The organism is Achromobacter sp. 1011791174, from assembly GCF_059760925.1.
This window is the reverse complement of record NZ_JCBANH010000136.1, coordinates 1-13,271: the sequence shown is the minus strand read 5'-3', so window position 1 is coordinate 13,271 and position 13,271 is coordinate 1. Positions and strand designations below refer to the sequence as shown.

Sequence of the window (13,271 nt, the reverse complement as noted above, 5' to 3'; positions counted from 1 at the left end):
TCCCGCGCCTGTCCGCGCCGTCCGCCGGCCTGCCCTGCCTGGTTCGCGCCCATCGCTAGCGGGACTCCATTCATCATGCGTTTGCTCTGCGCCTTCGACCGCCTGCTCTTCAAGCTGGTTTCGGTCATCGCCCAACTCTTGCTGGTGGCCGCCGCGGCCGCCGCCTTCTACCAGGTCATCGCCCGTTTCGTGCTGCATGCGCCGGCCGACTGGAGCGAGGTCCTGACCCGCGCCCTGCTCATCTGGACCGTGCTGCTGGGCGTGGCCCTGGCCTTCCGCCACGGCGCCATGATCAGCGTCGAACTGCTGCGCAACCTGCTGGGCGGCGCGCGCCGCCGGGCGCTGGAGGCGTTGATCGGCCTGATCTGCGCCGGCTTCCTGGGCTTCGTGGCCTGGATCGGCGGCCAGATGACCTGGCGCGTGCGTTTCCAGAACGTGCCCAGCCTGGACATCTCGATCTCCTGGATCTACCTGGCCATCCCGGTCGGCGCCACGCTGGCCGCCATCGCCGTGCTGGCCCGCTGGTGCGCCGGCGAAGAAGCCGAGGCCCCCTTGCGCAACGACGCGCAGGGCTGACCCGTTCGCAACGAATCCAAGCAGATCACGCCATGTCCCAATTGATGATTGTCTCGATGCTGATTTTCTTCGGGCTGTCCGTGCCGGTCGCCGTGTCGATCGGACTGGCCAGCCTGGCGGGGGTCGGCGCCGCCAACCTGCCCTGGCTGGTGGTGGCCCAGCAGCTATACGCCGCGCTGGACAAGTACCCGCTGGTGGCGATTCCCTTCTTCATCCTGGCCGGCAACCTGATGGAAGCCGGCGGCATTTCCGAACGCATGGTCGAGTTCGCCAAGAGCCTGGTGGGCGGCATCCAGGGCGGCCTGGCCTGCACCTGCGTGCTGACCTGCATGATCTTCGCGGCCGTGGCCGGCTCCAGCGTGGCCACCACCTTCGCGGTCGGCGCCATCCTGATCCCGGCCATGATCCGGCACGGCTACCCGGCGCCCTTCGCCGCCTCGCTGCAGGCCAGCGCGGCCGAGCTGGGGGTGATCATCCCGCCGTCCATCCCGATGATCCTGTTCGCCGTATCCACCGACACCTCCACCGGCGAGCTGTTCATCGCCGGCGTGATGCCCGGCATCCTGATCGGCCTGGCGCTGATGCTCTACGTCTGGCTCTACGCCAGGCGCAATGGCCTGGGCACGCGCGACGGCGAAGGCCGCCTGCCGCTATGGCCGGCCTTCAAGCGCGCCTGGCTGGCGCTGATGATGCCGGTCATCATCCTGGGCGGCATCTACGGCGGCGTGTTCACGCCGACCGAGGCCTCCGTGGTCGCGGTGATGTACGCGGTGGTGGTGGGCAAATTCATCTACCGCAAGCTCAGCTTCGGCCAGCTGTCCGAAACCCTGCACAAATCCGTCATGTCGACCGCGGTGATCATGTTCGTGATCGCCAACGCCGGCGTCTTCAGCTTCCTGCTCAACCGCGCCGGCATCCCCGACGCGCTGGGCGTCTGGCTGGCGCAGGTGTTCGACACCAAATTCACGTTCCTGATGGGCGTGAACGCGGCGCTGTTCGTCATCGGCATGTTCATCGAGACGTCCGCGTCCATCGTGGTGCTGGCCCCGCTGCTGCTGCCGGTGGCGCTGAAATTCGGCGTGGAACCGGTGCACTTCGGCATCATCATGGTCGTCAACCTGGCGCTGGGCATGATCACCCCGCCCTTCGGCGTGAACCTGTTCGCCGCCTGCGCGGTGGCCAAGCTGCCGCTGGAACGGCTGATCAAGCCGCTGATCCCGTTCGTGGGCGTGGTGATCGTCTGCCTGATGGTCATCACCTACTGGCCGGGGCTGTCGCTGGGGCTGCGCGACGTGGTCTACGGCAAGTAGCGCGGAGCCGCCCAGGCGGGCGCCTGGGACCTTACCCGTCCCTCGCGTCCACGCCCTCCCAGACGGGCAGCGCCTCGTCATTCAGGATCGCGTCCCACCAGCGCGCCGCGCGCGACGGCGGCATGGCCAGGCCCGCGTTATCCAGGAATTTCTCCCGTATCCGGTTGATCGAGGCCGGCCGTTCGCCGCAACCCTCGACCTGGTCCAGGCGCGCGTCCAGCACGCGGCCGTCGGCCAGCGTCACTGCCAGATCCGCCGCGAAGCGCTCGGGAAAGCCGCTGTCCTCCCAGGCCGACATGCCGATGCGCGCCGCCAGCCCCAGCGCCCGCGCATCCAAGGTTGCCGCGGACATGGCGCCGACATCCACGGGCAGGCCCAACAGGGCCATGGCCACGCAATAGGGCAGACTGTACTTGGCCTCGTGGGCGTCGCGCGGCGCCTGCTTGCGCGCCCATGGCTCGGCGATGACCAGTCCGGCGCCGGGCGCCACGCGGCAATGGACGGACACGATGGGCTGTCCGAGCGCCGCCGCTTCGTCGCGCAGACGGGCGGCGACTTCGAGATAGGGATGAATGTAGTGGCAACAGGGATACAGCTTGAACGCCGCCTCTTCCAGCGTCCACGCGCTGCCCAGGCTGTCGAGTTCCCGCATCAGCCGCTCGCCGGCCTGCGCGTCGTTGGCATAGGCGGAGTAAACGCCATGCCTGCCTTCCAGCACGGATAGCGGCCCCGTCATGCCGGCGGCCGACAGCCTGTCGGCCCAGACCCCAGCGTGCGCGGCCCAGCCCGGATGCAGGGCCTTGACCGTCGCGCCGTCGTTCAGGAATGCAAAGATGCCGCTGGCCTGGCTGCCCGCGATGCCGCCGGCGCTGGCGATCCGCGCCGCATCGGCGCCGCGCGCGGCCGCCGCCAGCATGGCGGCCACGATGGCGCCGGCCACCGACGTGGCCTGGAAGCCGCGCCGCTGGAACGCGCCTGCCGCCGCCCGCCCCAGCCGCACCAGCAGTTCCCAGCCGACGATGGTCAGCCTCAGCACATCGCACGGCGGCAGATGGCATTGCTGCCCCATGGCCAGGGCCACCGGAACGATGACCGCGCTGCCGTGCATGATGGAGCCCATGTGCGTATCGTCGTATTCCAGCGCATGGATGGACATGCCGTTCAGTAGCGCGGCCACATCGGCCGGCGCACCGGCGCGCAGTCCCAGCACCATCGCCGGCCCCGTCTCGGCGCGCTGCGCCAGCAGGCCGGTCAGCAGGTTCCGGTGCGAGGGGACGCTGGACGCGGCCAGCGCCACGCCGATCGCGTCGGCCAGGTGCAGGCGCGCCAACCGAACCACGCCCTCGGGCGCATCCCGCAGCGTCAGTTCCCGGGCGAACGCCGCCATGCGCTGCGTCGCGGTCGGTTCACGGGCGCTCATGAGGCCCACCGCGCCGCGTCGCGCCCGGCCAGAAACCCAAGGCCGATGGCCGTCAACAGGCCGTTCCCCGAGCAATAGCCTTCGGCGCCCTCGCTGCCGCTGATGCCCGCCGCCGCGCCGCCGCCCGCATACAGGCCGGCGATGGCGGAGCCGTCTTCGCGCAGCACACGGCCATGTTCGTCCACCGCTAGGCCGCCCTGCGTATGGAACAGGCCGGGGGTGACGCGGCAGATCCAAAGCCTGCCCGTCAGCGGCGCCAGGCCAAAGCGCTGGCGGCCATGCGCGTCGTCGCCAGCGCCGGCATCGGCGGATGCCGCCCGGTTGTAGTCCGCGATCGTCCGGGCCAGCGCGCCGGCGGGCAGGCCGAAGCGCGCGGCCAGTTCCTCGACGCTGTCACCGCTCTTGATGCCATGATGATCGGCCAGTTCCTGGAATTCTTCTTCCTTGCTCGCCACTTCCCTGATGCGCTCGTCGAAAATGGCATAGACCGCCTCCTGCTGCGCCAGCACCCGGCGGGCATAGCCCGAGTAGCCGATGTCCTCGTTGCCGAAGCGCTCGCCCCGAGCGTTGACGAGGATGCCGCCCTTCTCGATGGTGGTCCAGGACAGCAGCGATCCATGCGGATAGGCCACCGCGGCGTAGCCTTGATAGGCTTTCATGTTCGCCAGCCGGGCGCCCAGCTGCCGTCCCCACAGCACGGCCTCGCCCTCGCTGCCCAGCGCGCCGAAATACTCGGCCCCGGCGATCTCTCCGCAATAGGCGCGCACCAGCTCCCGATTCGCCGCGAAGCCATTGGTGGCCAGAATGACGCTGCGCGCGCCGATCCGCGAGGTTTCCCCGCCGGGACCGCCGACCGCCGCGCCCACGACGGCGCCTGCCCCGTCGACGTACAAGGTCGACACCGCATTGTTGACGGCCAGGGGAATGTCGCGCCGGCCAACCGCCGCCAGCAGATCGTCCACCAGGTCCTGTCCGCGCCGGGATCGCGGCGCGTGCAGCCGTGGCACGGAATGTCCCACGTGGCAATACTCGGTGATCAGTGTCATGCGCGCGCCCACCACGTCCACCAGCCACTCGCACAGGTCCGCGGACAGCGTCGCCATGCGGCGCATCAGCATGGGCAGCTCGCCCTGACCGGCCGCACGCTCCAGATCCTCCAGCATGCGCTCGGGCGAATCGACGATGCCCGCCTCGCGTTGATAGCGGCTGCCCGCCCCCGGCACGGAGCCGGTGCTCAGCGATGAATTGCCGCCCGCCCGGTCGCGCTTCTCGAGGATGGCCACGCTGGCGCCGCCATCGTGCGCGGCGATCGCAGCGGCCAGGCCGCACGCTCCCGCCCCCACGACCAGCACATCGATCTCCATGTCCCACTCGCTGCCAGACTCATGCCGGCCCACCCATGTTGTCATGCTCACGTCACTCTCCTTCCATCAGACGCCGGTCATCCGGTCGCCGCCACGGCCTGTCCTAGCCCTTTCCGCCCAGGTCCGGCTAAGCGGACGTCAAGCCCCGCATCCACACGCGCCAGTCGTCATCCAGGGCCGGCGCTTGCCGTTCGGTGCAAGCGAGCCCCGCGGCCTGGTCCGCCAGCGCGCGCAGCAGGGGCGCGGCTTGCGGCATCCGCGCCTGGCACAGCGCCGTGATCTTTGTCCAGATGTCCTGCTCGGCCAGCGGACGATCCGGTCCGCCGCGCGCGCTCCAGCACGTCTGGCGCAGCCGCCGGCCATCGCGCAGGGTCAGGATCACCGTGGCGGGCCGGTCGTGCGGCCAGGGCCGGATGCCGTCCATCGGCACGATCCGCGTCGCGGCCCGCAGCCGCGCGATGCGGGGATCCGACAGCGACGCGCTGTCGAAGGCCCCGGCCCCGCCATGTCCGATGGCGATCGCCGCCGCCACCGCATGGGGCAGCGAGAACTTGGCCTGCAGCGTGGTGCCCGGATCGCGGCTGTCGAGCGCAAGCGCCAGCGGATGCGCCTGCACTTGCACATCCGTGACGTCCGCCCCGCCCAGCAAGGCGGGGGACTGCGCCAACAGTTCCTGGACCGCCTCGATCGCCGAATGCGCGTACTGGCAGCAGGCGTAGAGCTTCTGGTAACCATGCTCGACGGCCCAGGCGCCGTCATCCGCGAAGGCCGCCGCATCGGCCCGCGCGCCAAGCGTGACCGCATAGACATCGTGTGGCGTGTCGGCCACCGCGCCGATGCCCGCCTGCGCCAGCGTCACCGCCAGCAGGCCGGTGGCGGCGCCCTGTGCCGCCCAGGCGTTGCGCACCAGGACGCCCTTGGAGGCCATGCTGAACGGTCCGGCCGCGCCCATCGCGCAGGCGGCGGCGACCGCGCGCAGCGTGAGCCCGGGCGCCATCCCCTTCAGCACGGCCACGCCGGCGGCCGCTCCCACCGGCGCGAGCAGCGCATGAGGATGGAAACGCAGGGTCTCGAAACGCCAGGCCCGCGCCACACGCGTCACCAGCTCATAAGCCAGGACCAGGGCCCGCAATAGGTCCCGGGCGCTGGCGCCCTCCTGTTGCGCCACTGCCATCAGGGCCGGCAGCACGTACAGCCCCCCATGGCATATGGCCTTGCGATAGCCTTCGTCCAGCTCGTTCCAGCCCATGGCCAACCCGTTCTGGACGGCCGCGTCGGTCACGCTCAAGGCCGGCCCGCCGGGCGCGAGCAGCATGGCGGGGCCGCCCCCGCCCCCGGCCAGCGCCGCGCGGCGCGCCCGCGCCACCTCGGGTTCGTCCAGCGCGCTGAACGCGGCGGCCACGTTATCGCAAAGGATCAGGGCGCCTCGCCGGCGCGTCGACGCCGGCAGGTCCCGCCACGGGGTCGCGACGACGCGCCGCAGGCAGGCTTCGAATGCGACGGCGATGTCCGTCTGTTCAGCTTGCGTGTTCAAAACAGGCTCCACAGGCTTTCCCGGTCCCGCAGCTCGGCGCTGGAACCGTCATGGATCACGCGCCCCGACTTGATCACGATCGCCCGCTCAACGCTTTCCAGCGTCGCCTGGACGTTCTGCTCCACGATCACGACCGTGGTCCGGTGTTCGAGATTGATGGCGCGCACGCAGGCCAGCACATCGCGCACGATCACCGGCGCCAGCCCGATCGTCGGCTCGTCCAACAACAGGATGGACGGCCGCGTCATCAAGGCCATGCCCAACGCCAGCATCTGCTGTTGCCCGCCGCTGAGCGAACCCGCGATCTGCTGGTCGCGCTCCGCCAGCAGCGGGAACAGCGCATGGACGTCGCCCAGCGCCCGCTGCCGCGCCCGCGGCGCCAGCCTCATGCCGGCTATCGCCAGGTTCTGGCACACCTGCAGCTCGCGAAAGACATTGTGTCCCTGCGGCACGTAGGCCATGCCCAGCGCCACGTTCCGGTGCACGGCATTGGGACGCACCGCGCTGCCGCGATAGCTGACGCTGCCCCTCGCCCCTTCCAGATCGCCGACGCAGGCGCGCAGCAGCGTGGTCTTGCCCGCGCCGTTGTGGCCAAAGACCCCTACCCGCTGGCCGTCGGGAATGCGCAGCGACAGGCCGTGCAGCGCCTGCAACTTGCCGTAATGCGCGTCGAGTTGTTTGATTTCCAGCATCCGATATCCCCAATGGCGCCCGTCATTGCCCGAAGTACAGGCCGGCCAGCGTCTTGCTTTCCAGTAACGAGGCGACGTTCCCGCGCTCGAGGATCCGGCCCTGCGCCATGAACACGGCGCTGCCGCACAGATCGCGGATGAAGGACACGTTGTGCTCGACCACGCATACCGCCCGCCCCAGCGCCGCCTCCGCGCGGACGATTTCCCGCATCGTCTCGTAGGCCGCGCCCTCCACGCCCGCCATGGGCTCGTCCAGCAACAGCAGCGGCCCCTCGCTCATCAGCGCACGCGCCAGGCCGACAAGCTTCTGCTGTCCGAAGGTGATGTCGTTCACGTTCTGCCCGGCCATGCCCGCCATACCCATGCGCTCCAGGATGCGCAGCGCCCGTTCGCGCGCGCGCTGCTCGGCGCGGCGCAAGGCCGCCCGGGCGGCGACCAGCCGCCACAGGGATTCCCCCGGATAGTCGGTCGGCGCCACCAGCAGGTTCTCCAGCACGCTCAGCGAACCGAACAGGCGCATGTGCTGCCACGTCCGCGCCACGCCCGCGCGCGCCCGCTCGTGCAACGCCAGGCCGGACAACTGCCGGCCGTTGAGCGAGATGGAGCCGCTGTCGGCCGGAAACACGCCGGATATCAGATTGAACAGGGAGGTCTTGCCGGCGCCGTTCGGGCCGATCAGCCCCAGGATCTCGCCGGCCTTGAGATCCAGCGTGATCCCGTCCGCCACCACGACGCCGCCAAACCGTTTGCAGACGTTCCGCAGACTCAGCACCGCGCTCATCGCTGTACTCCCGAAGCAAGCCGCTTGCCGGCGGGCACCAGGCCCTGGGGTCGCAGGAACAGGAACAGAATGACCAGCGAAGTGAAGATAACGCCCTGCAAGGGTCCCATGATGGAGGGCGGCAGGTTCAGGAAGGTGATGCCCTCGGGCAGCAACAGCAGCAGCACCGCGCCCACCACCGGCCCGTACACGGATCCCATGCCGCCCACCACCACCATGGTCAGGATCATGGCCGACTGCAGGATCTGGAACTGGTCCGGCGTCAGATACTGGTAGTAATACGCATACAGGCCGCCCGCCAGTCCAGCCACCCCCGATCCCAGCGCGAAGATGGCGATCTTGATGTTCATGGCATTGCGGCCCAGCGCCAGGAACGCCAGCTCATCGTCGCGCATGGCCTGGATCGCCCTGCCATACGGCCCGCGCATCAGCGCGCGCAGGCTCCACACCACCGCCAGCGCCAGGCCCAGCGCGATGGCGGCGAACACCAGGCTGCGATTTCCCTTGACCACGTTGGGAATACCGCCCAGGCCGCTCGCGCCGCCCAGGAAGTCGATATTCTTGATGATCTCGATCAGTCCGAGCTGGAATCCGATGCTGGTGATGAGCAGGTAGTCGCCGGAGATACGCAGGGACGGCAGGGACAGCATGAACGACGCCAGCATCGCCACGACGAAGCCGGCCGCGACGCACAGGACAGGATGCAGACCGGCATGGATGCTCAATACGCCGACGGTGTAGGCGCCGAGGGCGAAGAAGATCGGATGCGCAATGCTGATCAGGCCGCCGAAACCGATGATCAGGTTGAAGCTGGACGCCAGGATCACATACAGGCCCACCAGAACCAGCAGCGACGCGACATATTCCATGAAAGACTCCCTTGCGATGATCAGCCGCGGGCCGCGGCGGAGCCGGGCGCGGGCCGCCGGCGGACAGGCAGCCGCAGGCGCACGCCCTGCGGGAAGAACAGGATCGTGACGAACAGCAGCGCGTAAAGAATCAGGCTCTGCCAGGCCGACGGGATCACGAGTATGCTGAATGCCCGCAGCAACCCCAACAGCACCGCGGCGATGGCCGCGCCGAACACATTGCCCATGCCGCCAAGCAGCGCCGCGATCACGGCGAACAGCATCATCTCCAACGGCGTGTTGGGCACCATGGCGGCGCGCGTGCCGAACAGATACATGGCCGCCGCGATCAGCACCGCGGCGATGACAAAGGTCAATGCGTAGACCCGCCGCACATTCACGCCGTAGAGCCGGCTGAGATGGGGATTGTCGGCCACCGCCGTCATGTATTGCCCGTGGCGGGTGCGGCGCATGATGAAAAAGAGCAGCGACATCAGCGCCAGCGTGGCGGCGATGGCCTTCAGATCCCATTCGCTAACCACCACCGAGCCGAAAACGTGCGAGGCGGAGATGAGCGAAGCCGCCAGCGAGACCGGCTCGGTGCCGGCGATCATGGCGAGCAGGTACTGCACCAGTTCCGACACCACCAGCGTGAAGATGAAGAAGGTCAGCGGCGGCGAATGGCGCTTGCGGAAGGTCTGCAGGCCGAAAACCTCCAGGGCCAGCGCCGCCGCCGTCGCCGCCGCCACGCCCAACGCCAGCGCCGCGTAGCCGGGCCAGCCCAGCTTCTGGACGGCCAGGTACATGGCGTAGTAGGCGATCCCCATGATCCCCGCCTGCGCGAAGTTCCATACCTTGACCACCTTCAGCACCAGCGCGAAGGCCGCGGCCAGCAGGACCGCATAACTCGAATTAGCCAGCCCGGTCCAGAGAATCTGCAGGAAAGTCTGAAAATCCAGCATCTGAGCTCCTCATGCCGCGAGCCATGTCGGCTCTCGGCGCCTTGCGCCTAGTCGACCGTGGCGACGGGGACGAACCCGCCGTTCTTGACCTCGAACAGGTACACCGGCTTCTTGACGCGGTGATCGGCGCCCACGCTCAGCCGGCCGGTCATGGGCAGGTCGAAGTTGGCGACCTCCACGAGCGCCTGGCGCATGTTCGGGCCGGTCAGCGGCTTGCCGGCCTTGAGCAGGTGGCCGTATAGCGCGGCGATCAGATGCGGCATGTCGTACAGGTACTGGGTATAGGGCAGGCCATTGGGCACCCGGCCTTCGCTGCGCTGCCAGCGCTGGACAAACTCGGCGATGCGCGGATTCTGTTCCGCCGAGGGCGCCAGCGCCGAGACCAGCAGGCCTTCCGCAGCCGCGCCCAGCTGCTGCAGGATCTTGGGGTTGTAGCCGGCGGAATAGGTGGAGATCGGCTGCTTGATGCCCAGCTGGCGCAGCTGCGCGACCACCTGCGGCAGATCGGCGATCAGGCCCTGGATGTAGATGATGTCCGGATTCGCGGTGCGCACCTTCAACAGGGCGCCCGTGTAATCGGTGGACTGCGCGTCGTAGGCCTCGTAGGCGACGACCTTGCCGCCGGCCTTTTCAAAGGCGTCGCGGTAAATCTTCGCTCCCTCCACGCCGCTGTCGTTGTGAATGTAGAGAACGGCCGCCCGCTCCTTCTTCAAGGTCTGGCGCGCGTATTGCGCCTGCGCCATCACATCGACGTCGGCCAAGGGATAGGTCGTGTAGATGTAGTCGCCCAGCCGGGCGATCTCGGGCGAATTCGCGCCCACGCTCAGGCCCAGCACTTCGCTGCGGTTGGCCACGGGGGCCACGGCCTTGACCACTGAGCTCCAGGCCGTGCCGAAGACCGGCACCTTGTCCACGTTGACCAGCCGGTTGACCGCGTTGATCCCCAGCCGCGGATCGGCCTGCGTATCCAGCAGGATCATTTCCAGCGGATGCCCGTCCACCCCGCCCTTGGCGTTGATGTCCTGCACGGCCCATTGCGCGGCCTTGGCCTGGTCGGCGCCGAACAGCGCCTGCGATCCCGTCAGCGGCATCGCCAGCCCGAACTTCAGCGCTTCCTTGCCCGCGGCGGGCTGCGCCCATGCGGCGGACGCGCCGAGCACGCAGGCGCCGCCCCATGCCAGAACGGCGGCCAGATATCTGTGGATGCGTTTCATGTTGCTCCCCTTTTATGGTGTCGTTGGCGACGCGGACGGCTCACTGGCCGATGTTCCGCAAACTGACGATGATGGATTCGGTGGTGCCCACGTCGGCGTACTTCTCCGACATGTCGAACAGATTGACGGCATGCGACACCGCGCTGCGGTCATAGACCGCATCCTCGGGCACGGCCACCTTGAAATTCAGCGAGAAGGCGTCGACCACGCTGCCGCGCACGCAGCCGCTGGTGGTGCAGCCCGTGACAACCAGCGTATCGGCGCGCAGGTCGATCAGATGGCTGGCGAGCGCCGTGCCGAAGAAGGCGCTGGGATGCTTCTTGGGCAGCAGCACATCGCCGTCGCGCGGCGCGACTTCCCGCACGAACTCGTAGCCGTGCGCGGGAATATTCATGATGGCGGGCACCTTTTCCGCCAGCCGACCGCCGTCGGTCGCCTGCTTGGGAGCCACGTGCGGATACAGCACCGGCCAGCCGCGCTCGCGGAATACATCCAGCAATTTCCGGATGTTCGTCACGGCGCGCCAGCCCGTGTCGCCGCAGCTGGTTGGAAACTCCTGGATCGCCTCCCAGAATGGCCGCGGCGTCGTGCCCACGGTGCGGTACTGCACGTCGATGATCAGCAGCGCCGGGCGCAGCCCCATGCCCGACGGCCTGCCGAAGCCCGCCGCGCGGTAGGCGCGCTGCGCCTCGTCGTCGATAATGCCGTCCCAAGGTCTCATTGCCCTTCCTCCCGTTGCGATTGCAGTTGGCGCGACAGATAGCGGCCGTGGCCGGGCTGGCCGACGATCTCGCCATCGCTCATGACGGTCACGCCGCGCACGATGGTGCGCACCGGCCAGCCCTTCAAGGTCCAGCCGTCGTACAGGCTGTAGTCGGAATAGGAACCCAGCTCCCGGGCACTCACGGTGCGCTCCTTGTCCAGGTCGACCAGCGTCAGGTCGGCGTCCGCGCCCACCCTCAGCGTGCCTTTGCCAGGCATCAGGTCAAAAATCCGGGCGGGGCTGCGCGTCAGCAGATCCGCGATGCGCGCCAGGCTCAGCCGCCCCTTGTGATAGCCCTCGGACAGCAGCACGGGCAGGATGGTCGCCGTGCCCGGAAAGCCCTGCGACGCCAGCCACAGCGGGCGTTCCTTGGTCGCTTTCTTGCGCGGCACATGATCGGAGGCGACCACGTCGATGCTGCCATCGCGCAGGCCCTCCCACATGGCGTCCACATCGTCGCGCGTGCGGAACGGCGGATTGGCCTTGCCCAGCGGCCCGATGTCGGCATCCTCGTCATGTGTCAGGTAGTGCGGGCAGGTCTCGACATGGACGCGGTCGTAGCGCTGCCGCCACTTGCGCACCTCGTCCAGGGCCATGCGGGTGCTCAGGTGCGGAATGTAGATGCTGGCCTTCAGGTGCTCGGCGAACATCATCGCGCGCACGCAATTCTCGGCCTCGGTGAAGGCTGGCTTGGAGGCCGACCAGTCCTTCAGGCTGTCGCGCCCCGCTTCCTGGAAGCGCTTGCGCAGACGATTGACGATCTCGATGTTCTCGGTATGGCAGACGACCTTGACGTCGCCCAGGCCCGCCGCCCGCGCCAGCAGATCGTAGAAATAGCCGTCGTCGGTGCCGTCCAGCCCCAGATAGCGTCCCTCTTCGCCCTTGAAATTCATGAAGTACTTGAACGAGGTGACGCCGTACCGGTGCACGTAGTCGCCCAGGTCCCGCACGTGCATCTCGTTGGCCACGCTGAAGTGAAAGCCGTAGTCCACATGGGCGCGGGCGCTGGCGTACTCCTGCTCGCGCCGAAAGACGTCGGCGTAGTCTTCGTTGTTAAGGAAATAGCCCAGCACCGTCGTGAAGCCCCCCTGTGCCGCATAGACGGTTTCGGTGGCGTACTCGGTGATCTTCTCGCCAAAGCCGAAATGCACATGGGCGTCGATCAGCCCGGGAAACACGTGCAGGCCGTGCGCGGACGCTTCCGGCACGCCCGCGCCGACCGGCGTGCCGGGCGCCAGCCGCGCGGCGATGCGGCCATCCAGGACCAGCAGATCCAGCGGGCACGCCTCATGCCGCGCGTCGACGACGGTGCCGCCTCGCAAGACGAAATCAGTGGACATCGGCTACTCCAGGCAAGAGGGAACAAAATGGGACAGGTCAGCCAGCGAGCCCGGCCGCGCGCCCGGCTCGTCGATCCGCAATGCCGCCAGACTCCGCGCCAGCCAGTCGGGGTCCAGGCCCACGCCGATGCACACCAAGCGCGAACGCGGATCCGCGTCGGGCCAGCGCTCGACCGGATCGGGCCGGTGAAAGACGGTACCGACGGTCTGCATGAAGACGAATGGCCGGTCCGTGTCGCGCATGCGCAGCAGCCCCTTGCAGCGCAGCAGGTCATGGCCGTAGAGGCCGGACACCAGATGCCACCAGGCGGCCAGGCCTGCCCAGGGAATCGTGTGGTCGATGTAAAAGCTCAAGGAAGAGGCGCCTGCGTGCGCGGCGTGCCGCAAGCCATGCTCGCGACCGGCATGGGGGTCATGCCGATCATTCGGCGCATGTGGGGCATGCCCGCCGCCCCCGGCCCCCGCAT

13 protein-coding genes are annotated in these 13,271 nt (G+C 68.4%); 2 read left to right on the top strand and 11 right to left on the bottom strand.

The genetic code is table 11. The features are described 5' to 3' along the window. Window positions 1-75 precede the first annotated feature (75 nt). Window positions 76-576: a TRAP transporter small permease gene (locus AC6LJ5_RS28475; protein ID WP_103273585.1), complete on the top strand. Its 501-nt coding sequence runs from the start codon at window positions 76-78 to the stop codon at window positions 574-576. Between the two features lie 32 nt (window positions 577-608). Beyond that, window positions 609-1,886 carry a TRAP transporter large permease gene (locus AC6LJ5_RS28470; RefSeq protein ID WP_103273584.1) on the top strand — a complete coding sequence of 426 codons (1,278 nt, stop codon included), beginning with the start codon at window positions 609-611 and terminating at the stop codon, window positions 1,884-1,886. Between the two features lie 31 nt (window positions 1,887-1,917). Here the strand turns inward: AC6LJ5_RS28470 and AC6LJ5_RS28465 are convergent, their stop codons facing one another. The 11 genes from AC6LJ5_RS28465 to AC6LJ5_RS28415 all read right to left on the bottom strand — a co-directional run bounded on the left by AC6LJ5_RS28465 (window position 1,918) and on the right by AC6LJ5_RS28415 (window position 13,158). Continuing rightward, window positions 1,918-3,306: an MmgE/PrpD family protein gene (locus tag AC6LJ5_RS28465; RefSeq protein WP_498142263.1), complete on the bottom strand. Its 1,389-nt coding sequence runs from the start codon at window positions 3,304-3,306 to the stop codon at window positions 1,918-1,920. After that, a complete protein-coding gene (locus AC6LJ5_RS28460; protein WP_498142264.1) occupies window positions 3,303-4,715 on the bottom strand; it encodes an FAD-dependent oxidoreductase in 1,413 nt (470 codons plus the stop codon). The genes AC6LJ5_RS28465 and AC6LJ5_RS28460 overlap by 4 nt, the downstream gene beginning before the upstream one ends. Before the next feature lie 82 nt (window positions 4,716-4,797). Next, window positions 4,798-6,204, bottom strand: a complete 1,407-nt coding sequence (locus AC6LJ5_RS28455; RefSeq protein ID WP_498142262.1) for an MmgE/PrpD family protein — start codon at window positions 6,202-6,204, stop codon at window positions 4,798-4,800. Further along, on the bottom strand, window positions 6,201-6,896 hold the full coding sequence (locus AC6LJ5_RS28450; protein WP_498142261.1) for an ABC transporter ATP-binding protein: 696 nt from the start codon (window positions 6,894-6,896) through the stop codon (window positions 6,201-6,203). Before AC6LJ5_RS28450 ends, AC6LJ5_RS28455 begins: the two co-directional genes overlap by 4 nt. A 22-nt stretch (window positions 6,897-6,918) precedes the next feature. Continuing rightward, the gene (locus AC6LJ5_RS28445) at window positions 6,919-7,677 is read right to left on the bottom strand and encodes an ABC transporter ATP-binding protein (protein WP_498142260.1); all 759 of its coding nucleotides are present in this window, start codon (window positions 7,675-7,677) and stop codon (window positions 6,919-6,921) included. Further along, the gene (locus AC6LJ5_RS28440) at window positions 7,674-8,546 is read right to left on the bottom strand and encodes a branched-chain amino acid ABC transporter permease (protein ID WP_498142259.1); all 873 of its coding nucleotides are present in this window, start codon (window positions 8,544-8,546) and stop codon (window positions 7,674-7,676) included. Before AC6LJ5_RS28440 ends, AC6LJ5_RS28445 begins: the two co-directional genes overlap by 4 nt. Before the next feature lie 20 nt (window positions 8,547-8,566). Beyond that, window positions 8,567-9,487, bottom strand: coding sequence for a branched-chain amino acid ABC transporter permease (locus AC6LJ5_RS28435; protein WP_498142258.1), 921 nt, complete (start codon window positions 9,485-9,487; stop codon window positions 8,567-8,569). 47 nt (window positions 9,488-9,534) lie between these two features. After that, the gene (locus tag AC6LJ5_RS28430; protein ID WP_498142257.1) at window positions 9,535-10,701 is read right to left on the bottom strand and encodes an ABC transporter substrate-binding protein; all 1,167 of its coding nucleotides are present in this window, start codon (window positions 10,699-10,701) and stop codon (window positions 9,535-9,537) included. A gap of 40 nt (window positions 10,702-10,741) precedes the next feature. Further along, window positions 10,742-11,422 (bottom strand): isochorismatase family protein, encoded by a 681-nt coding sequence (locus tag AC6LJ5_RS28425; RefSeq protein ID WP_498142256.1) that lies wholly within the window; start codon window positions 11,420-11,422, stop codon window positions 10,742-10,744. Further along, the gene (locus AC6LJ5_RS28420; protein WP_498142255.1) at window positions 11,419-12,804 is read right to left on the bottom strand and encodes a dihydroorotase; all 1,386 of its coding nucleotides are present in this window, start codon (window positions 12,802-12,804) and stop codon (window positions 11,419-11,421) included. Before AC6LJ5_RS28420 ends, AC6LJ5_RS28425 begins: the two co-directional genes overlap by 4 nt. Window positions 12,805-12,807: 3 nt before the next feature. Next, window positions 12,808-13,158 (bottom strand): CobW C-terminal domain-containing protein, encoded by a 351-nt coding sequence (locus AC6LJ5_RS28415; protein ID WP_498142254.1) that lies wholly within the window; start codon window positions 13,156-13,158, stop codon window positions 12,808-12,810. Between the last annotated feature and the right edge of the window lie 113 nt (window positions 13,159-13,271).